This is a genomic window from Methanobrevibacter sp. UBA412 (assembly GCA_002495685.1).
GTDB classification, from domain to species: Archaea; Methanobacteriota; Methanobacteria; order Methanobacteriales; family Methanobacteriaceae; genus Methanobrevibacter_A; species Methanobrevibacter_A acididurans.
Map to the genome: position 1 here is coordinate 158,255 of DAGJ01000021.1, position 22,676 is coordinate 180,930.

Genomic DNA, 22,676 nt, shown 5'->3' on the forward strand with positions numbered 1-22,676 from the left:
AGCTAATTATTTTAAGGGAGTTTTATAAATATAATTATAATTTATAATATTAATATAATATTTTTATAAATAAATGGTGATTCAATGATAAAAGAGGCTAAGATAGCTTTAGAAGATGGAACTATTTTAAAAGGTGAAGCATTTGGATATGAGACTACGAATGTGGGAGAAGTTGTTTTTTCAACAGGTATGACAGGTTATACTGAATCTTTAACTGATCCTTCATTTAAAGGTGAAATCTTAATGAGCACATATCCTTTAGAAGGAAATTATGGAGTAGATGAAGATTGGTATCAATCTGATAAAATTCAAACTGAAGGATTCATAGTTCGGGAATTATGTAGACAACCAAGTTGTTTTGGTGCGGATAAATCATTAGATGAATTTTTAAAAGAATTCGAAATTCCAGGAATTAGTGGAATTGATACTAGAGCATTAACTCTTAAGATTCGAGAATTTGGGTCCATGAAAGGAGCTTTAACAACTGAAAATATGGTTGATGATGAACTTCTTAAACTAGCTAGAGAACAACCTAATATTCAAGATATTGATTTAGTTCCAAAAGTATCTACTAAAGAAATAAAAGAATATGGGGAAGACATGGATTTAAATGTTGCTTTAATTGATTGTGGGGTTAAGAAAAACATTATTCAAGGATTCTTAGACAAAGGAATGGGTGTAACATTATTCCCTTATGACACTCCAAGTGATAAAATAATGGATTATGATCCAAATGGTTTAATGGTTTCATGTGGACCTGGAAATCCAGAAAGAAACCTTAAAACAATTGATACTATTCAGAAATTATCAAATAAATTACCTATTTTCGGTATTTGTATGGGTCAACAAGTAATAGCAAAATCTTTTGGAGCTAAAATTTTCAAAATGAAATTTGGTCATAGAGGAGCTAATCAACCTGTAAAAGATTTAGAAACTGGTAATGTATTTATAACTTCACAAAATCATGGATTTAGTGTTGATGCAGATTCATTAAAAGATACTCCATTAAATTTAACTCAAGTTAATTTAAATGATGGAACACCTGAAGGATTCTCTCATGATGAATTAGTTTTAAGATGTGTACAATACCATCCTGAAGCAGGTCCTGGACCTAATGATACTAGATTCATATATGATGAGTTTAAGGAAATGATGAATACATATTAAATAAATCATGAAAAGAAAATATTATTTGAATTACTGAAATTTTTAAAAATGATTAATTAGTTTTTTTACGGATTTAAACTTTATAAAAAAATTATTTTGAGGATTATATAATGCCTATTGATAAGGATATAAAAAAAGTGTTAATAATTGGTTCAGGACCTATACAAATAGGTCAAGCTGCAGAATTTGATTATTCTGGATCACAAGCATGTAAATCAATTAGAGAAGAAGGAATTGAAACGGTTTTAGTAAATAGTAATCCAGCAACAATTCAAACAGATATGGATATGGCGGATACTGTTTATACAGAACCTTTAACACCTGAATTAGTTGCAAAAATTATTGAAAAAGAAAATATAGATGCAATACTCCCAACTATGGGTGGTCAAACCGGATTAAACATAGCAACAGGACTTGGAGATTTAGGATTACTTGATAATATTAAAGTTTTAGGTTCTAATGTTCAAACAATTAAGGATGTTGAAGACCGAGATTTATTTGGAAATTTCATGAACAGATTAAATGAACCAATTCCAAGATGTCATGCTGTTGAATCAATTGAAGATGCAGTAAAAGCAGTTAATGATATAGGATACCCTGTAATTGTAAGACCTGCATTTACTTTAGGTGGAACTGGTGGGGGTGTAGCTCACAATGAAGAAGAACTAAAAGAAATAGCTACACATGGATTAGACATGAGTCTAATCAATCAAGTTCTTATAGATGAATCCGTTCTTGGATGGAAAGAATTAGAATTTGAAGTAATGCGAGATAAGAATGATACTTGTATAATTGTTTGTACAATGGAAAACATGGATCCAATGGGTATACATACTGGAGAAAGTATCGTAGTAGCACCAATACAAAATTTAAATGATATAGTATACCAAAGATTAAGAGATGCTTCTATAAAAATTATTAGATCCTTAGGAATACAAGGGGGATGTAATATACAATTTGCATTAAACCCTGAAACAAATGAATACAAAGTAATTGAAGTTAATCCAAGAGTAAGTAGAAGTAGTGCATTAGCTTCAAAAGCAACAGGTTATCCAATAGCTAAAATATCCTCAAAAATAGCATTAGGTTTAACTTTAGATGAAATCCGTAATGATATAACCAAAGAAACACCTGCATCATTTGAACCTTCCATAGATTACGTAGTAGTTAAAATTCCAAGATGGCCATTTGATAAATTTAAAGGAATAAATCGAAAAATTGGGGTGCAAATGAAAGCAACCGGAGAAGTAATGGCAATCGGTCGAACAATGGAAGAAGCATTACAAAAAGCTATACGTTCATTAGATATAGGAGTTCATGGTTTTGAAAAATGCAAATACACTGAAGATGACCTTATTAATCCAACTGATGAAAGATTATTCCAAATGTACACTGCTTTAAAAGATGGAATGTCTGTAAAAAAATTATATGAATTAACAAATATTGACACTTTCTTTTTAGATAAAATAAAAAACATTATAGATTTTGAAGAAACCTTAACAAAAGAAAATATTAAAAATCCTGAAATATTTAAAAAAGCAAAAACAATGGGATTCTCAAATTATACATTAGCTGAATTAACTAATCAAAAAGAAGAAGATATAGTTGAAATAGCTAATAAAACAGGCATTAAACCAAACTATAAAATGGTTGATACTTGTGCTGCAGAATTTGAAGCAAAAACACCTTATTATTACAGTAGTTATGATGATGGAAATGAATTAAAAACTGATGATAAAAGAAAAATCATGATTATTGGAGCTGGACCAATAAGAATAGGTCAAGGAATAGAATTTGATTACTGTTGTGTACATTCTTCACTTGCATTAAAAGAACAAGAAATAGAAACAATACTTATTAATAACAATCCAGAAACTGTAAGTACTGATTATGATATATCTGATAAACTATTCTTCGAACCATTAACATTTGAAGATGTAATGGGAGTAATCGAAAATGAAAAACCAGAAGGAGTCATTGTACAATTTGGTGGACAAACAAGTATAAACCTAGCAGTCCCATTAGCAAATGCTGGAATAAAAATATTAGGAACACCTTATGAAAGTATTGATAAAGCTGAAGATCGTGAAAGATTTACTGAAGTACTAAACAAATTAAACATTCATCAAGCACCATACGGATTAGCACATTCATTTGAAGATGCTAAAAAAGCAGCACATAAAATAGGATTCCCTGTACTTGTAAGACCATCCTATGTAATTGGTGGACGAGCAATGGAAATTGTTTATGATGATACTGAACTTGAAACCTATATGCAAGAAGCAGTAAAAGTCTCATCTGAACACCCAATATTAGTAGATAAGTTCTTAGAAGATGCAATAGAATTAGATGTAGATGTATTATGTGATGGAGAAAATGTCTTTATTGCAGGAATCATGGAACATATTGAGGAAGCAGGAGTGCACTCAGGAGATTCAGCTTGTGTAATACCTCCACAAACAATCCCTGAACACATATTAGACATTATAAGAGAAAACACTAAAAATTTAGCATTAGAACTTGATGTTGTAGGTTTAATGAATATTCAGTATGCTGTAAAATTAGATGAAGAAATGGTTTACATTATTGAAGCTAATCCTAGAGCAAGTAGAACAGTACCATTTGTAAGTAAAGCAATAGGAATACCTTTAGCAAAAATAGCAACATGGTTAATGGTAGGTGCTAAATTAGAGGACTTTGGTTTAACTAAAGAAATAAAAATTAATCATGTAGCTGTAAAAGAATCTGTATTCCCATTCATCAAACTCCCAGAATCAGACACAATACTAGGTCCAGAAATGAAATCAACTGGAGAAAGTATAGGTGTTGATGAAACATTTGGATTAGCATACTACAAATCTCAACTAGCAGCTGGAATGGATTTACCAAAAGAAGGTACAATCTTCATAAGTGTTAAAGAACAAGATAAAAAGAAAATCCAATTAATAGCTGAAAAAGCACATAATTTAGGATTCAAATTAGTAGCTACATCTGGAACTGCAGATAGTGTAAAAAATGTTCCAATTAATAAAATTAAAAAAGTTTCACAAGGATCTCCAAACATTAAAGAACAAATGTTAAATGATGAAATCGATTTAATTATTAATACACCCGCAGGAAAACAAGCATCTGAAGATGGATATATCATCAGAAGATTAGCTATCGAACTTGGAATACCTTATGTAACAACATTAGCTGGAGCTAGAGCAGCATTAAAAGCAATCGAAGCTATTAAAAATAATGAAATTAAAGTTAAATCCTTAAATGAACATCTCGACGAGTCAATTTAAGTTTTTATTAACTTTTAATTTTTAATATTTTCTCATTTACTTTTCCTATTACTAAAAAATATTTTATAATTTTATTCAAAAATTATTTATTAACTCTTTTTTTATTCAAAATTACATCTTTTAAATATTCTTTTTTTAAACATTTAATTAATTTTTTGAAAAAATATATTAACAATAAAATTGTTAACTAAAAATATTGAATTTAAAAAATTAAAAATCTTTATTATAAAAACCTAAAAATTTTAGGGGAGGGAAACATTATTATGAGATCATTTGATAGAATAAAATCCGGAATTCCGGATTTAGATAAATCATTAGATAATATACGTTTAGGGGATAATGTAGTATGGCATGTATCAGAATTAGATGAATTTAGATTATTTGTAAAACCTTTTATCAACCAAGCTTTAAAAGACCATAGAAACTTAATATATATAAGATTTGCTTATCATGAACCATTTGTAGACATCACACCAGAAGAACAAGAAATGTTAAACAAAAGGGATCCAAATAGTGATGAATTATACACAATGATTCAAAGAGAAAATGGTTTAAAAATATACCAAGTAGATCCATCAACACAATTCGAAGCATTCACAGTAGCAGTACATAACATCATTACTAAAGAAGGAAGATTTTCATTCTATGTGTTTGATTCCCTATCTGAACTTCAAGTAGCATGGTCAGCAGATTTAATGATGGGAAACTTCTTCAGAGTAACATGTCCTTACTTATTCCAATTAGATACAGTAGCATACTTCCCACTACACAGGGGAAGCCATTCCTTTGAAACAATAGCTAAAATTAGAGATACAACACAATTATTAATAGACATATACAGTGAAGATGATGAAATTTACATACATCCACTAAAAATATGGAACCGATACTCACAAAGCATGTTTTTAGGACACAAATATAATAAAGAAGACCAATCAATCGAAGTACTAACAGATGGTGTAGGTGTAAGTAGATTTTACCAAGTACTAAACAAATCATCAGCATACCATAACGAACAAACTACAGATAATTGGGATAGATTCTTCACATTAGCACACCTCCAATACAGAAATGGAGAAGACATCACAGATAAATGTGATAGAATGTGTAAAATGATGATAAGCAAAGATTCACACATGTTCCAATTAGTAAAAGAAAACTTAGAACCTTCAGACTACTTTGAAATATATAATAGATTAATAGGAAGTGGAATGATAGGGGGAAAAGCATGTGGAATGCTTATTGCACGAAAAATAATAAAAAACAAATTACCTGAAGAATATAAAAGATTAGAACCTCATGATTCATTTTACATAGGTTCAGACATGTTTTACACATACATAGTAGCTAATCATTTATGGGACTTACGAATAAAACAAAGAACTAAAGAAGGATACTATGTTGAAGCTAAAAAACTTAAAAAAGAACTTCAAAATGGAATATTCCCTGAAGAAATACGAGAAAATTTTAAAAGAATATTAGATTACTTTGGACAAACACCAATAATAGTAAGAAGCAGTAGTTTCTTAGAAGACGGATTTGGAAACGCATTCGCTGGAAAATATGAATCAGTATTCTGTGTAAATCGAGGAACATTCGAAGAAAGATTACAAGACTTTGAAAATGCTGTAAAAACAGTATATGCAAGTACAATGGACATATCTGCATTAGAATACCGTAATAGAAATCACTTAGAAGATATAGATGAACAAATGGCTCTTTTAGTACAAAGAGTATCTGGATCATATTATGAAGATTATTACTTCCCAACAGTAGCAGGTGTAGGATACTCATATAGTCCATACTCCCCATTACCAGATATGGATAAAAAAGCAGGAATGTTAAGACTTGTAATGGGATTAGGAACTAAAGCAGTTGACAGAACACAGAATGATTACCCTAGAATAATCAATTTAGATAAACCAAAAGTCGTTACAATGACAAGTATGGCAGACAGACACAGATATTCACAACATTCATTAGATGTGCTAGATTTAAAAGAAGTTTCAGTAAAAGAACACCCAGTATCTGAAGGATTAGAAGTTTTACCTAGATATGCAAAAAATGAAGTAGTAGAACATGATACTGAAATAGAAGAAAGATACAAAGAACAAGGTAATCCTCGTGAAGTAGTATTTGTTTCATGTCAAGGAATGGTGAATAATAAAGAATTCACAAATATGATGCAAAATATATTAAAAACATTAGAAGAAAACTACAACTTCCCAGTAGATATAGAATTCACAGTAAATATAGGAAAACAACACTCATTTGTAGTAAACTTAGTACAATGTAGACCATTATCCATATCCAAATCAAATGAAAATATTGAAATCCCTCAAATACAAGATAATATTCTATTCCATATTAAAGATGCAAGTATGGGAAGATCTAGAAGAGAAAACATAGATGTAATTGTAACTGTAGATCCACATAAATATTATGAATTCCCTTACAATAAAAAATCTAACATAGCTCGTATAATTGGAAAAATAAATGATTACTATAAACATGAAAATATAAACTTAATGTTAATAGTCCCTGGAAGAATAGGCACATCTTCACCTGAACTTGGAATACCTGTAACTTTTGCAGATATTAGTGACTTCTTCGCAATACTAGAAGTATCATATAGTGAAGTAGGATATGTTCCAGAATTATCCTTTGGAAGTCATTTATTCCAAGACCTTGTTGAAGCAGATATATTTTATGGAGCACTATTTGAAGATGAAACTCGATTAGTTTATGATACACACTTGTTAGATCAATTCCCAAATCAATTAAAAAATATAGATTCTACATTAGGAGATGAAATATATGAAATGGTTGATGTAGTGGAAATAAAAGAGGGTAAAATGGAATTTTACTATGATATGAAACAAGACGAAGCAATAAGTTACTATGAAAAATAAATAAAAATTAATATTCTCATATTTTATATTAATAAACTAATAATAAAGGATTTTTATGATAACTATAAGTAATGGGATAGTTTTAAAAGGTTTAAATCTTGTTCCCTCAAAAGAAAATATTTTAATAGATGATGGGTGTATTCTTGAAATATCACCGGATATTAAAGAAGGAAAAATATTAGATGCTACAAATTGTATAATTTGTCCATCATTTTTAAATGCTCACACTCATATTGGGGATTCTATAATTAAAGATGAAGGGGATGGTTTATCATTAAGTGAGATAGTAAAACCGCCAAATGGTATTAAACATAAAGCATTAGAAAGTGCTGATGAAAATAGTTTAATTTCATCTATGCAGGATGCAATGTGGACAATGTTAAAAAGTGGAACAACTCACTTTATTGATTATCGTGAAGGTGGGATTAAAGGGGTTAAATTATTAAAAAAAGCATCTGAAAATATTCCAATAAATCCAATAATACTTGGAAGAGATAATAGTTTTTACGGGGATAACCCGGATTTACATAAAGTAAAAATTAATGCACGGAAATTATTAAAAATAGCAGATGGTTTGGCGCCAAGTGGATTTGGTGAAATAAGTCAAGAAGTTGCTAATATAATTGTTGACGAATGTGATAAAAAAGGGAAAATTTCATCAATTCATGCTGCAGAAAGTGAAAATGCACAAAGAAAGTCAATAGAAAAAAAAGGTAAGAGCGAAATTGAATTAAGTGTTGATTCAGGTTTTAAACAAATAGTTCATGTTACTATTCCTGTTAAAAATGATATTGATTTGTTAAAAAATTCAAATTCATCTATAACTTTGTGTCCTAGAGCAAATGCAACTTTAGCTGTTGGTACTCCTCCTATAAAAAAAATTTTAAAAACAGGATTAAAACCATTAATTGGAACAGACAATTTAATGGTAAATACACCAAATATTTTTAGGGAATTAGAATATACACTTAAAATTATGAGAGCACAAAATAAGCATTATGTTCCACCCCGAACAATACTTGAATTTGCAACAACTAATATATGTGCCCAAGCTAATAATCAATTATTAAATTCAATAATTAATAAAACTATTATTACAGAAGGTAATACAGCACAATTAATGGTAGTTAAAAAATTATCAAAAAATAACTACTTAAGTTTAATAAACAGAACAGAAACAGAACATATTAAATATTTATTCAATAAGAATATTATAAAATTTTAATACATAAATTTAATAACTAATAAAATAATATTTTAATTGAAAAAGATTTTATTCATTCAAATTATATAAAATAAAAAAAAGGTGATAACATGGTGGAAGAACAATTATATAAAAAAATCTTATTCCCAACTGATGGTTCTAAATATGCACAAAAAGCTGAAAAGGACGCATTATTCCTTGCAGAAACTTGTGATGCAGAATTAATCATTTTAAGTGTAGTGGAAAACTCATTTTCAGTAGGTTTACCTGCAGATGATACTACCTTCAGAATAACTGAAATGCTTAAAGAAGATGTTAAAAATAATTTAAGCAATGCTAAAAATGATATTGGGGAAAATGTAAAAGTAACTACTAAAATAGGTGAAGGTTCTCCAGCTGATGTCATACTAAAAACAGCAGAAAATGAAAATATCGATTTAATTGTAATGGGCAGTTCTGGTAAAACTGGATTTGATCGTTTCATTATGGGTAGTGTTGCTGAAAGAGTAGTTAAAGCTGCTAAATGTAAAGTTTTAGTAATCCACTAAAAAAAATTTATTTTTAAATTTTAAACTTTTTTATTTTTTTTTACTAAAACCTTTATTCTTTTTTTAAACACTATTTAAAACATTTTTGCATAAAAGTTATATAAAATAAAAATAAAATAATAAACTAATAGTATTATATTATTAATTTAATGTAAAAATCTTTAAAAAAATTAATAAAATTTTATAAACTAATTTAAAAAAAAATTATTATAATAAAATTTTTTTCTTTATTCTTGCTGATTTTAGTGTAAAGAGTATAAAATATATAATATTTTAAAGAATCATAAAAGAATAAAAAGATAAATAAAGAAAAAACAGGAGATATTTTACCTATTTTAAATTAAATCAGATTAAGAATAAATAGAATAATATTATACAAAAAAAATAGTATATGGTGATATTAATGTTAGTAAAAGACATATTGTCTGAAGATGTTGTTTATGTTAGTGTTCCTGGAACACGTGAAAAAGCTTTAGAAATAATTGTTAAAAAAAATGTATCAGTTGTTCCTGTAGTTAAAGAAGGTTCTAAAAAATTAGTAGGAATATTAACCCGTTCTGACTTAATAACTAATCCTGATGAAGAACAAGTAGCAATGTTAATGACAAGAGATTTAGTTACTGCTGAATTAGATGAACCTATTGAAGAAGTAGCTAAAAAAATGGTAAAAAATAATGTAAGAAGAGTTCCAGTTGTTGAGGGTGAAGATTTAGCTGGAATTGTAACAGCATTTGATATTGTATCATTAGCACTAACTGAAATGGATATTAAAGATCCTGTGGAAAATTATATGATAAAAACAGTTCCAACTGCATGGGATCAAACACCTTTAAACGTTGCTTTTGAAAACATGGCATTATTCGGATTAAAATCATTAATCGGATTAAATAATGAAGGAAAAATGAGCGGAATACTTACTGAAACAGATTTCATAGCAGAAAGTGAAGTTAGAAGTGAAACAACACAACATGACTCTACTGTAGGTACTGAAGGAGACAAATGGTCTTGGGACAGTACAAGTGTATTATACATTGAAAAAAATAAACTTAAATTCACAGATAAAGTTGTTCGTGATGTAGCTTCTGATAAAGTAACTACAGCTAATTCTAAAACTAAAGTATCTGCATGTGCAGAAAAAATGAAGTCATTAAATGTTGAACAATTACCAGTAATTGGAATTGAAGGAGACCTTATAGGTCTTGTTAGAGCAAGTGACTTGATTAAAGCTTTAATATAAAACGAAAAATTATAAAAAAGTGAGAAAAAACCATTTTTTTCACTTTCCTTTTTTTTTAAATCATTTTTTTTATCTAAAAAATTTTTTCTATAAATCTTTAAAAAGAATTATGATAAATTCCTTTTAAAATTTTTTTTATCTAAATTTATGGTGGAAAACATATGGAATCACAACCTATTTTAATAATTAAAGATACTCCTAGTACAATAGGAATAAGAGTTAGAGTGGGAGAAGTTTATAAAGAAAACAATATTCAATTAAGTGTCATGTTAGGTTATTACTGGGAAAACAATTTACCAGTTATAAAAAATCTCATAGAATTATTTGAAAATGTTATAAAAAGAACTGTAAATGAAGTATACCCTCATCAAAATTTATTTCTAAAATATGATATTCTTACAGATGATGTTTTAGAAAAAGCAACAAAATTAGAAATTAAATTAATTGAAGTTAAAGCTGATGGTACTGAATTTAAATTAGACGGTAAAATTATAACATTAAAAGGAATTTTATCTGAAGAAACTTATTCTGCTGAAGATAAAGAAGAACTAGTTTCAAATATACATGAAAAACATGTTGAAAAAAAATTAGTTAGTCAAGAAAAAATGTCCTTTAAGGATTTTGTAAAACTTCAACAAAAAAAATAGTTAATAAAATAAAATTAAATTTTATTTTAAATATTCCTTCTAATAAAAGGTAATATATTAATTAATGTTTCTTTACTCTCAGCGAAGTCTTTAACATTTTCTATTATGATTTTGCCTTTCTCAGAGATTATAACATTTTTATTATTAAAACTTAAAATAAGTGTATTATTATTTAAAGTTTTAATTTTCCCTATTTCTTTTAATTTTTCAATACTATTTGAAATATTTATTGTGTAAGGTAATTTAATTTCTGATATACTCTGTTCTGATTTGAAATTTATCATCCTATTTTTATTAGTCTTAGGAGTGATATTAAGTAAAATATTATTAAATTTTAATGTTTTAAGCTTATTACCTATTAAATTGATTTTATTTTCATCTAATTCATATGGTTTTTCTATTTCTATTTCTGCATTATTGTTATTATCTCTTATTTTAATTGTTTCATCCTTATTTATGTTTTTAATAAACTCTTCACCATAATCAATACGTTTAATATTTTCATGATTTAAGGGAATATTTGTTTTTATTCGTGTTGCAAGGCATGTTGTTGATTTGTTATATTCAATATTATTTTCTTTTAAATATTTTTTTACTTCATCACTGCTTATGCCTTCATTTATAAGAGGTGTTAAAAAATTATTTTTATAAGTTATTAAAATCCCTGGACGATCATCAAAAAGATCACTTATATTATTTCCATCTACAATAATATCAATAGATTCATCATGTGCTACCTCTTTAATTTTATCATACATGATTTGACGACAAAGATAGCACCGATTTCCTTTATTTTTTATAAACTCATCTACATTAAATAGGTCAATTTTAACAATTTTCTGTGAAATACCAATTTTATGAGCAATCTTTTTAGAATTTTCAATAAAACCTGTAGGCATTAAACCATTATCAATAGTAATAGCAATAGGATCTCTACAAACTTCAACAATCAAACTAGAAAGTAAACTACTATCAGCCCCTCCAGAAAATGCAATAGCAACATGTTTACCTCTAAGTTCCTCTTTAACCCCATTAATTTTATCTTCAATACTCATAAAAACTCCTCAAGCATAAAATCATACTAATGATTTAATATAATTTAATACTTCTATAGCATCTAAAGTTTTAATATCAGGAACCTTGGTAATAAAATCAATTAATTCATCCTTAATCTCATCACTTAACTCAGATTTTTTAAAAATATTATAATAAGTTCTTTTAGGATAATAAATTGATTTAGCAACATTTAATATATGATTCTCCAATTCATTATCAATTATTCCCTCTTCAACACTTAAATCTAATTTATAATTCACATTAACTAAAGCTTCAGATAAAACAGTTTGACTTTCAGGATCAAATGTTACAGCAACATCATCATCTGAATTTAAAATACCCTCTCTGTATTGTTTATAAATATTACCAATACCAATCATACCTAAATCATCTAATTCAGAAGCTCTTAAAGCACCCATACTGCCTCCACCAACAACAGTTACACCTTCATTCATTGCTTTCATAATTTCTTTATGACTAACTGCAGGATGTTGGTGAAAAACACCATCAATAATCCCAATAATATCAGGTTTATCATTTAAAGCATTAAGAACATCCCCTCTTTTAACTGGGAATCGATAATCAGCATGCAAAATTTTTTCAGCATCTTCAAAAGAAATAGATAAACCTGTAAAAATTATAATCTTCTTATTTAACATAATAAAAGGTTTCCATAAATTTATTTCAATGATTTAAATCATATTCAACAGCACGTTCTCCTCTTCTAGAAGGATCAAGTGCAAAAAGTTCCGCACCAGGAATAATAACTCGAACAACATTAACTCCAATTTCAGATCGTGTTAAATCTTTAAATAATATTTTATTTAAACCAACATTACTTAATTTTTCAATACAAGTATCAATATCTTTTTTAATAGAAATATTACTATTATTATCAATACTACTTAAATTAATCTTATCTCCTTCTGATTTGAAGTAATGACTATTGATTTTTTTCATTCGACCATAACCGGCTTTTCTCATAAAATCTGCACGAGCAGTATCCTCACGAGTACCATGAATTTGAGTGGCTCGGCTTTGAGCAACCTCGGTTAAAGCACGTAAAACAGCAATTTCAGGATTTAAATGGGTTCCAACACCTAAGGTTAATAAAGCTGCATCTTTTAATAAAGTATCATCACTTGATGCAGCTATAGTTGGAATTTCCACATCAGCTGTAATATCTAATAAATTTATATTCACAGATTCATTTTCAAACTTATTTAAAATATTATTAATATCTTCACTTTTAATAGTATCCAAATCAATTTCTTTTCGATTTTTTTTAGTTTCTTCAAAAATACTCCAAGCATCTCTTTCAACAACTTCAAAAATCCCATGAAGCACTGCTTCCTCTAAAACATTACCTGAAGCCAAACCATTAGTATTTCCCTTAACAAAACTATTAACATTTTCATTACTTGGAATATATGGATGATAAATTAAATTAATAGGAACATCAAATTCTTCTTCGGACACAATATCTGTCATTTTACCCCATTCTAACTCTAAACCCTTTAGACTTTCAATATCAACAGATTGAGGTAAAACTAAACTTTCAAAATCAACAGGATTAACCATATCATCAAAAGTACCAATAATTATATTTTCATTATCAATTTTTTGTTTTTCAGCAGAATATCTTTCAAAACCTTCCATCATAGCAGAAGCTTTAGCTTGAGGTTTACCAATTCCTTTACCTGCATAAACACTTACACTTCCTTCTTGAGCAGTTGGTCTTATTGCAGAAAAAACAGGAATTCCCACACGATCAAGATCAGTAATTTCAGTTAAACGTGTAATACCTGCAACTCTTAATTTATCTTCATAATTTTTAATAGTTTCTTTAGGTTCTTTAACCCTATGAGTACCATTAAAATATTTGATTGGAATATCTGAAAACATATTGACTCCTTTTATTAAAATTTATTTATAATTTTTGATATAATATAATAATTGTTATATAAAGTTAATAAAATTTATTATAATATTATAATCAAATCATTAATTAAAAATTAATAAAAATAAATAAGAAGGAAAATTATATTATGGCAAATGAGAGTAAAAATATTCACTTAAACAATATAGTGAAAAAATTAGAAGAAAATAATTATGATGGAATGTTACTAGCAGATTTTAATAATATTAGGTACATTTCAGGATACTTACCCCAAAGTTTTGCTTTCGCTATATTAAAAGAAAACCCAATAATATACGTTGCAGAAATGGATATGGAAATAGCTAATAAAACTAGTTCTATAGAAATTCAACAATTTACATCATATGATGAACTCAAAAGAATATTAAAAAAAGAAAATTTAACTAATTTCGCAATAGAAAATAATTTAACTGTAAATAGTTTTACAAAACTCAATAATGATTTAAAATTAAACATTGAACCATTCATGGCCGAAGAAAGAATGATTAAATCTTCAGATGAGATAAAGAAAATAGATACAGCAATGAATATTGCACATAAATCATTATTAGAATTAAATCCAAGATCTTTAATTGAAAAAGGTATAAGTGAATGGGAAACAGCATACAAATTAGGTTATTTAATGCGTAAAAATGGTGCTGAAGTAGAATCATTTGACACCATAGTAGCATCAGGAGCAAATAGTAGTTTACCTCATGCAGTTGTAAGCCCTAAACCTTTAGATCCTCATATATTAATTGATTACGGATGTAAATATCAAGGTTATTGTTCAGACACAACAAGAACTTATCCTAGCACTGAAAAACAAGAAGAAATATTCGATATTGTGCTTGAAGCTCATGATAAAGCTATAAAAGCAATTAAACCTGGAATTGATGGTTCAAAAATTGATGCTGTTGCAAGAGATATTATAACTGATTATGGATATGGAGATAAATTCATTCATACTACCGGACATAGCTTAGGCTTAGATATTCATGAAGCCCCAACATTATCTACAAGAGACCACACTATACTAGAAAATAATATGATTGTAACAGTTGAACCTGGAATTTACTTAGAAGGAAATTTTGGAGTTAGAATAGAAGATACCATATTAATAAATAATAAAGGTAAAATAATTGGAAATTTACCTCAAAGATTATAAAAAAAATTATTAATGGAGGACTATTAATGAAAATGTTAATAAATGGGGAAAATTATGATAAAGATGAACATAAAGAAATTTTAAACCCCTACAATGGAAAAATAGTTGACACTGTACCTATTGCTAATAGAAATGAAGTTAAAAAAGCAGTTAATGCAGCAAATCAAGCTAAAAATTCATTAACTGAAATGAGTGCACGTAAAGTTTCTGAAAAATTATATGATGCTTTTGAAAATCTAAAAAATGAAAAAGAAGAATTTGCAAAAATCATAACACAAGAAACAGGAAAACCAATAAAACAATCTTTAGGTGAAATGGAGAGATCAATAGATACTTTAAAATTATCTGCAGAAGAATCTAAAAGAATTTATGGTGAAACAGTACCATTAGATGCAGGTTTAGGAGGTAAAGGTTTTTTTGCATTTACTGAAAGAATCCCATTAGGTGTTGTAGCAGCAATAACACCATTTAATTATCCTGTAAATTTAGCAATTCATAAAATAGCCCCAGCAATAGCAGCAAAAAACACCACTGTTTTTAAACCTAGTATGCAAGCACCTCTTGCAGGACTTAAAATGGCTGAAATTATTGCACAAGAATTTCCTAAAGGAGTAATTAACACAATTACTGGTATGGGTGGTGAAATTGGTGATGCATTAATAACTAATGAAAATATAAATAAAATATCTTTTACAGGTAGTGTTGCAACAGGATTATTTATAGCATCACGTGCTGGAATGAAAAAGATCACATTAGAATTAGGGGGAAACGATCCCTTAATAGTACTTGATGATGCAGATATAAAAAAAGCTGTAAAAGGAGCAGTAAATGGAGCTTACCTATATTCTGGACAAGTATGCATGGGTGTTAAACGTATAATTGTAGATAATCTTATCGCAGAAGAATTCACAGATTTATTAGTTAAAGAAACACAAAAATTAAAAATTGGGAATCCTATGGATGAAAATATGGATATGGGACCATTAATTGATGAAAATGCTGCAATCAATGTTGAAAAAACAGTTGATAATGCAATATCTGATGGGGCTGAACTCTTAACAGGTGGAAAACGTAAAAACACATTTTATCAACCTACCGTTTTAGACAATGTTAATATGAATATGGATGTAGTATCTAATGAAACATTTGGGCCAATAGCCCCAATCATTCATGTTGATGGTGTTGAAGAAGCTATAAAAACAGCTAATAATACACAATATGGTTTACAAGCCGGTGTATTCACAGAAAACATGCATAATGGTTTAAAATGTGCCAATGAAATTGAAGCAGGAACTGTGTGGATAAATAAACAATCAACATTCAGAACAGACAACATGCCATTTGGAGGAGTTAAATCCAGTGGAGTAGGAAAAGAAGGAATAAAATATGCCGTACATGATATGACTAAACCAAAATTAATTGGATTTAACTTACGTTAAATTTAATACTTAAAATTATTCCTTTTCAACTCATTTTTTATTTCTTTTGAAGAAATCCTTCAATAAGATTTCTAGTATCATTTAAAGATTCCATAGGAATACCATTAGGTAACTCTCCTAATTCACCTTTAACATCTTTTAAAACAACACCATTCACACCAAGAAACATCCCTTCACTTGCAATGTCCATAAAACTTTGTGGAGGTAACATCGCAACAGCAACATGATTACCCTCTTTAACATCTAAATTATTAGTAACAACAGTAATTGCTCTTTTTTTAAGGTTAACATTACAAATCATTAAAGAATCAGCATTAGGATGTTTACTAACACTCATGATTTCTCCAACTAAAATATCTATCCCAATAATTGGATCATTAATTGGACCTAAAGATAATCTATGACGTAAACCTAAAATTGTATTTAAAAAGAATTGAACCTTGGCAACATTCTCTTCAGTTTTCTCTCTTTCTTCTTTAGGTGCTTTATTAAGAAAAATATGATTCCATTCTTCTCCCCCTAAATAATGTATAACATAATTAGCCTCTTCCTCTAATTTATTAACATCTGGAGAATTACTTAACTCATCACCTTCAAGATATGAATAAAGTAATGATTGAAAATGAGCATCCATATTATCTGCAGATTCAAGAGCCATTTTTTTATTCCAATGACCTCTAAACGCACCAGTTTGAACAGTTCTCATAAATAATTCTTTAGATTTAACAGCAATTAAAATTCTATAATCTTTAGATGTATCCCACACATTTATCTCTCCAAAATTAAATAATCATAAATATTTCTTTAAAAGTAAAATTATACTAATTACTATATTAAATTTAGTATAATTTAAACTTAATTTAAATTAATCAATTTTATCAAATTTCATTTAAAACACTATTATGAAAAATATACTTTTAATTTAAGAACCAATAACGCTTATTAAGCCTTAATTTTAATTATAAGTTTAAAATTTTTATTTTAATAGAATTTTAACAAAAACTTTTTATACTAATAAAAAAAAATAATATATTACTTAAAGTTTAACTAAATTTTCTAATGAAAATAACTTTAAATCATAGTAAAAATCTAATAAAACAAGTTAATCAAACAAAATAACTAATATATGAAATTTAGTTAAATAATATCAATATTATATAAATAATTTACAATGGTGAAAAAATGGTAGAAGTTTCCAGTCTTTATGATTTAGATATATATACTATAGCAGGGCAATATGTAGGACAAGTAGCTGATGTTGTACTTAACATTAAATATGGAACTATTTCCAAACTACGAGTAAAAGCATTAGAACCTGAAAAGAAAAATGTAGGAATAAGAGATATTTTTACTAGTGGGTTAAGAATGGTCCCTGAAGAAGAAAATGTAAATTCATATCATCAAGAAGGATTACTTGATGTTGGATATGATAAAGTAAAAGCTATTGGGGATATAATGTTAATAGATCCACAAGATTTAATTCATAAACCACAAGCTCAAAGAGTTAGACCTACACCTACTCCTAATGTAGAAGCACCAACACCAAAAGCTCCAAAAACACAAGAAGCTGAACCTAAAATCCAAGATCCTACTGAAAAGGTTGAATAAGATTTTAAGTTTTTTTCTTTTTTCTTTTTATTAATTTTTTTTAAAAATTATTAAGTTATTAAATTTTTTTATTTTTTCTCTATAAATCATGATTAAAGTATAAAAAAACTAATTAATATGATACTTTAAACATTTAAACGATTTTTTACTTTTAAAATTCATCTAATATTTTTTCTAAAAAAAATAAGATTTATTAAAAGTATAAAAGTTATGAAAAATAATTAATTTATGAAAATAGAAAAATCAAATAAATATAAAAAAAATAAAAGTGATTATTTATGAAAGTTGGAATTATAGGTTGTGGAGCTATAGCAAATCTTATAGTGAACAATATTTTAGCAACTGAGAAAAATATAAGCATCAAACATTTCTATGATCGTGATATGGAAAAAGCTGAAAATTTAGCTAGTATTGCTAATGGTATAGCAGTTATAAATATTGAAGATTTAATAGATAATGTTGATTTAGTTTTAGAAGCAGCATCCCCAAGTTCAGTTAATGAATATGCTTTAAAAGTTTTAAATAAAGGAAAAAGCATGATTATAATGAGTGTTGGAGCTTTAATGGATGAAAATTTTAGGAATGAAGTAGTTGAAACTGCAAAAAAACATAATGCTAAAATTTACACTCCATCTGGAGCAATACTCGGATTAGATGGTATAAAAGCTGCATCTGTTGGTGAAATTAAAGAAGCTAAACTAACAACAAGAAAATCACCTAAATCTTTAGGAAAAGATGTTAATAAAGAAGAAATATTATTCGAAGGTAAAGCATCACAAGCAGTTAAAAAATTTCCATTTAACATTAATGTAGCTGCTACATTAAGTTTAGCATGTAAAATGGATATTGATGTTAAAGTTATAGTTGATCCAAAAGTTGATAGGAATGTTCATGAAGTAGTTGTTACAGGTGATTTCGGAAAATTCACTACTCGATGTGAAAATTTACCATGTGCTACTAATCCTAAAACCAGTATGCTAGCAGCTTTCTCTGCAATAAAATTATTAAAACATTTCAATGAAACATTACTTAGTGGTACATAAAAAGTAATAAACTTAATTATTTTTTTTCAGGTGAAAATTTTGAAAGATTATGAAATATACTCCAATCTAAAAGTACCTAAAGGGTCAAATATTGTCTTACGTTTAGATGGTAGAAAATTCCATACTTTAGCAAAAACATTAAATTTAGAAAAACCTTATGATTCTAATTTTGCTAAACTAATGATTGAAGTATGTAAAGATTTATTTACTGAATTTTCACCTAAATTTATTTATACTTTTTCTGATGAAATAAATATTTTACTTTCTGAGATACCATTTTCTAATAGAGTTGAAAAGATAGATTCTGTTTTTTCAAGTTTGGCATCTAGTTCAATAACTAAACATTTAAACGATTTTTTTGATTTAGATGAATTACCATTAATTTCTTTTGATTCAAGAATAATACCCCTCCCTTTTAATGATATAAACACATATTTTAAATGGAGACAAGATGAAGCTTGGAGAAACTGTAAGAATGCTTATGGAATTTGGGTATTAAAAAAAGATTATTCTTCTAAAATAGCTAATGAAAAAATTAAAGGATTAAAGTCTAGTGATATTCATAACTTGTTATTTGATAAAGGAATAAATTTAAATAATCTTCCAGTATGGGAAAAAAGAGGAATCGGATTTTATAAAAAAAATAAAAAAATTAAGGGCTTTAATCCAAAAACCAATTCAGATACAATCTCTTATAGAAATTACCTTTATATAGATTGTAATCTTGAAATGTTTTCAAATGATTTTTTTAAAACAATTAATTTAAAACATGATTAAAAATAAAAAACATAATAAATAAGGAAGTGTCATATTTATGGTATTTGATAAATTTATTTCAAAAGTATTAAGTAATGATAAAAGAAATTTTAATGAAGTGTGTGTGGATAATAAAGTTATTGATTCTGTAATTTATTATGCCAAGGAATCTTATCCAAATGAGTTTTTAGCATTCTTTGATGGTCATGTTAAGGATAATAAACTTATTTTAGATAGTTTACTTTTTTTACCTGGTGAAACTTCAAATACAGGTGCAACTTTTAATGAAGGTTTAATGCCACCTTCTCAACGGATTTGGGGTACTGTTCATTCTCATCCAGGTCCAAGTGCACAACCTAGTAATGCTGATTTAATGACATTTAGTAAACATGGATTATTTCATATGATTATTTGTTTACCTTATGAAATTCCTAGTTTTTGTGCTTATGATGCTTATGGGGATTCTGTAAAATATACTCTTGGTGATTATGATGATAAAAATCAGGATGCAATGTTAGATGATTTACAGGATTTACAAGATGAAATAGGGCATGGTTATCCAGAAGATTATGATTTTTCTGAAGATGACAGTACTAAAGAATATGATGCTTTTATGAAAAAATATAATGAAGCTAAAGCTAATAATCAAAGAGTAATCTATATTGATGTTAATAAATTAGAAAATGATAATTATAAAAATAAGTAAAAATATTTAAAAAATTTTAAAAAAAAATTAAAGATATGAATTTTTTGCAAGAAATTTATATTTATAATTTTAATTTAGTTGCATCAAATACATAATCTAAATCTATTAATTCTTTAATTACTTTATCTGGTACTGGATGATCTAATGTTAAAATCATTATTGCTTCTCCACCAGCAACATCTCTTCCTACTTGCATGATTCCAACATTAACTTTATATTCTCCTAATTTTGTACCAATTAAACCAATAGTTCCTGGAACATCTTTATATTTTGCTATAAACATGTTTCCTGAAGGTTTAACATCTACCCAATATTCGTTAACTTTAACTATTTTAGGTTCATGTATAAATGTTCCTTCTGCAGAAAAACTGTCTTTAGTACTTTTAGCTCGAACTTTAACTAAAGAATCGTAACCTTTAGCATTATCTGTTTTTCCTTCGGTAATTTTAATTCCTCTTGTTTTTGCCATGTTTAAAGAGTTCACTGTATTTACGGAACTGTTTAAAATAGAATCAAGAATACCTTTTAAGACACATCTTCCGAGTATGTCTTGGTTTTGAAGACTTGCTAATTCACCACAGTAGATTATTTCTACTTCTTTAACTTTTCCTTTTAATGATTGGGATATGAAACTTCCTAAACGTTCACAAACTTCCATGTAAGGTTTGAGTTCGTTTTTAAGTCTGTTATCTATTCTTGGTAAATTTATAACATTTTTAGGAGTTTTTCCATTATTTAAATCTATAATTTCTTCAGCTACTATAATAGCTGCACCTTTTTGAGCTTCTTTGGTAGATGCTGCAATATGTGGGGTTAAAACAATATTATCTAAAGTTATTAACTTATTATCTTTAGGAGGTTCATTTTCATAAACATCTAAAGCAGCGCCTCCAATTTTATTTTCACTTAAAGCTGTGTATAAAGCTTCTTCATCAATAATTCCACCACGAGCACAATTAACAATGAATGCATTTTCTTTCATTAAATCAAATTGTTCATCACTAATAGAATGTTTAGTTTCTTCAGTTAAAGGAACATGAATAGTTATGAAATCAGCATTTTTAAGAACAGTATTTAAATCGGTTAATCTTACACCCATTTGTTCTGCAACATCATCAGGTAAATAAGGATCATATACTATTGCATCCATTTCAAAAGCTTTGCAACGGTTTACAACTTGAGAACCAATTCTTCCCATTCCAATAACACCTAGAGTTTTTCCTCTAAGTTCAACTCCCATAAATTTCTTCTTTTCCCATTTATTATCTTTAACAGATTTATCAGCAATAGCAATTTTACGAGCCATAGCTAATAATAATCCCATAGTATGTTCAGCAACAGTAATACTAGTTGATTCTGGGGAGTTAACAACCATAACACCATTTTCTGTAGCTGCATCGATGTCTATATTATCTACACCAACACCGGCTCTTGCAATAATCTTTAAATTGTCAGCAGCTTCAATAACTTCTTTAGTCATCTTAGTTCTACTTCTAACAACTATTCCATCAAAATCTTTAATAGTAGCTACTAATTCTTCAGGAGATATAGTTGTATTAACAACAACATCCATCTCATTTTTTAACATAGCTATTCCATCTTCATTAATTGCATCTGCAACAAGAACTTTCATTTTTTTCATTCTCTCCTATATTAATTATTTAAAATAAATTACTTTTATAATACATAAATAAAATTAATTTTTTTATTAATTAAAAAAACCTTTTAACAAATTTTTTCTCTATAAAGTTTTACATTAACTATAAATATTTTTTCACACTATTTTCATATTAATAAAAATTTTATATATTTTTTTATAAAAATTTATAAACTTTTTAAATCATATTATTCTTAATGATTTTTGAATAAAATAAATTTTTAGAATTAAAAAGGTTGTAATTAATCATAATACAACTTTAGTTTAATCTAATATTTAAAAATTATTATAAAAAAAGAGGTGAAAAATTATGGTTTCAA

At 27.4% G+C, this 22,676-nt stretch carries 18 protein-coding genes; 13 read left to right on the forward strand and 5 right to left on the reverse strand.

Annotated features, from left to right (window positions below):
- Positions 1 to 84: 84 nt before the first annotated feature.
- The 7 genes from carA (at position 85) to BP997_RS06265 (ending at position 11,005) form a co-directional block, all read left to right on the forward strand.
- Positions 85 to 1,167 carry a glutamine-hydrolyzing carbamoyl-phosphate synthase small subunit gene (gene carA, locus BP997_RS06235; protein ID WP_413827034.1) on the forward strand — a complete coding sequence of 361 codons (1,083 nt, stop codon included), beginning with the start codon at positions 85 to 87 and terminating at the stop codon, positions 1,165 to 1,167.
- Positions 1,168 to 1,277: 110 nt separating this feature from the next.
- The gene (gene carB, locus BP997_RS06240) at positions 1,278 to 4,457 is read left to right on the forward strand and encodes a carbamoyl-phosphate synthase large subunit (protein ID WP_413825263.1); all 3,180 of its coding nucleotides are present in this window, start codon (positions 1,278 to 1,280) and stop codon (positions 4,455 to 4,457) included.
- 263 nt (positions 4,458 to 4,720) lie between these two features.
- Positions 4,721 to 7,369 carry a PEP/pyruvate-binding domain-containing protein gene (locus tag BP997_RS06245; protein ID WP_413825260.1) on the forward strand — a complete coding sequence of 883 codons (2,649 nt, stop codon included), beginning with the start codon at positions 4,721 to 4,723 and terminating at the stop codon, positions 7,367 to 7,369.
- Between the two features lie 55 nt (positions 7,370 to 7,424).
- Positions 7,425 to 8,594, forward strand: a complete 1,170-nt coding sequence (locus BP997_RS06250; protein ID WP_413825258.1) for an amidohydrolase family protein — start codon at positions 7,425 to 7,427, stop codon at positions 8,592 to 8,594.
- An 89-nt stretch (positions 8,595 to 8,683) separates the two neighbouring features.
- Complete coding sequence (locus tag BP997_RS06255) at positions 8,684 to 9,121, forward strand: universal stress protein (protein WP_413825256.1); 438 nt, start codon at positions 8,684 to 8,686, stop codon at positions 9,119 to 9,121.
- Positions 9,122 to 9,524: 403 nt separating this feature from the next.
- Positions 9,525 to 10,358: a CBS domain-containing protein gene (locus BP997_RS06260; RefSeq protein WP_413825253.1), complete on the forward strand. Its 834-nt coding sequence runs from the start codon at positions 9,525 to 9,527 to the stop codon at positions 10,356 to 10,358.
- A gap of 161 nt (positions 10,359 to 10,519) precedes the next feature.
- On the forward strand, positions 10,520 to 11,005 hold the full coding sequence (locus BP997_RS06265) for a hypothetical protein (protein ID WP_409198598.1): 486 nt from the start codon (positions 10,520 to 10,522) through the stop codon (positions 11,003 to 11,005).
- 26 nt (positions 11,006 to 11,031) lie between these two features.
- Here the strand turns inward: BP997_RS06265 and BP997_RS06270 are convergent, their stop codons facing one another.
- From BP997_RS06270 to BP997_RS06280, 3 genes are read right to left on the reverse strand one after another with little or no spacing between them, the layout of a single operon-like run.
- On the reverse strand, positions 11,032 to 12,060 hold the full coding sequence (locus tag BP997_RS06270) for a hypothetical protein (RefSeq protein WP_413825250.1): 1,029 nt from the start codon (positions 12,058 to 12,060) through the stop codon (positions 11,032 to 11,034).
- 21 nt (positions 12,061 to 12,081) lie between these two features.
- Positions 12,082 to 12,720, reverse strand: coding sequence for a TfuA-related McrA-glycine thioamidation protein (locus tag BP997_RS06275; protein WP_413825248.1), 639 nt, complete (start codon positions 12,718 to 12,720; stop codon positions 12,082 to 12,084).
- A 25-nt stretch (positions 12,721 to 12,745) separates the two neighbouring features.
- Positions 12,746 to 13,966, reverse strand: coding sequence for a YcaO-related McrA-glycine thioamidation protein (locus BP997_RS06280; protein WP_413825245.1), 1,221 nt, complete (start codon positions 13,964 to 13,966; stop codon positions 12,746 to 12,748).
- 143 nt (positions 13,967 to 14,109) lie between these two features.
- On the opposite strand from BP997_RS06280, the gene BP997_RS06285 reads away from it, so the two are divergent.
- A complete protein-coding gene (locus BP997_RS06285; RefSeq protein ID WP_413825242.1) occupies positions 14,110 to 15,147 on the forward strand; it encodes a M24 family metallopeptidase in 1,038 nt (345 codons plus the stop codon).
- Between the two features lie 26 nt (positions 15,148 to 15,173).
- A complete protein-coding gene (locus BP997_RS06290; RefSeq protein ID WP_413825239.1) occupies positions 15,174 to 16,586 on the forward strand; it encodes a lactaldehyde dehydrogenase in 1,413 nt (470 codons plus the stop codon).
- A gap of 37 nt (positions 16,587 to 16,623) precedes the next feature.
- Here the strand turns inward: BP997_RS06290 and BP997_RS06295 are convergent, their stop codons facing one another.
- On the reverse strand, positions 16,624 to 17,352 hold the full coding sequence (locus tag BP997_RS06295) for a tRNA-binding protein (protein WP_413825237.1): 729 nt from the start codon (positions 17,350 to 17,352) through the stop codon (positions 16,624 to 16,626).
- A 416-nt stretch (positions 17,353 to 17,768) separates the two neighbouring features.
- Between BP997_RS06295 and BP997_RS06300 the strand changes: the two genes are divergently transcribed.
- The 4 genes from BP997_RS06300 (at position 17,769) to BP997_RS06315 (ending at position 20,699) form a co-directional block, all read left to right on the forward strand.
- Complete coding sequence (locus BP997_RS06300) at positions 17,769 to 18,194, forward strand: PRC-barrel domain-containing protein (RefSeq protein ID WP_413825235.1); 426 nt, start codon at positions 17,769 to 17,771, stop codon at positions 18,192 to 18,194.
- Between the two features lie 278 nt (positions 18,195 to 18,472).
- Positions 18,473 to 19,237: an aspartate dehydrogenase gene (locus BP997_RS06305; RefSeq protein WP_413825231.1), complete on the forward strand. Its 765-nt coding sequence runs from the start codon at positions 18,473 to 18,475 to the stop codon at positions 19,235 to 19,237.
- Between the two features lie 39 nt (positions 19,238 to 19,276).
- The gene (locus BP997_RS06310) at positions 19,277 to 20,014 is read left to right on the forward strand and encodes a tRNA(His) guanylyltransferase Thg1 family protein (protein WP_413825228.1); all 738 of its coding nucleotides are present in this window, start codon (positions 19,277 to 19,279) and stop codon (positions 20,012 to 20,014) included.
- A 37-nt stretch (positions 20,015 to 20,051) separates the two neighbouring features.
- Positions 20,052 to 20,699, forward strand: a complete 648-nt coding sequence (locus BP997_RS06315) for a Mov34/MPN/PAD-1 family protein (protein ID WP_413825225.1) — start codon at positions 20,052 to 20,054, stop codon at positions 20,697 to 20,699.
- Positions 20,700 to 20,760: 61 nt separating this feature from the next.
- Here the strand turns inward: BP997_RS06315 and serA are convergent, their stop codons facing one another.
- A complete protein-coding gene (gene serA, locus BP997_RS06320) occupies positions 20,761 to 22,332 on the reverse strand; it encodes a phosphoglycerate dehydrogenase (RefSeq protein WP_413825304.1) in 1,572 nt (523 codons plus the stop codon).
- Between the last annotated feature and the right edge of the window lie 344 nt (positions 22,333 to 22,676).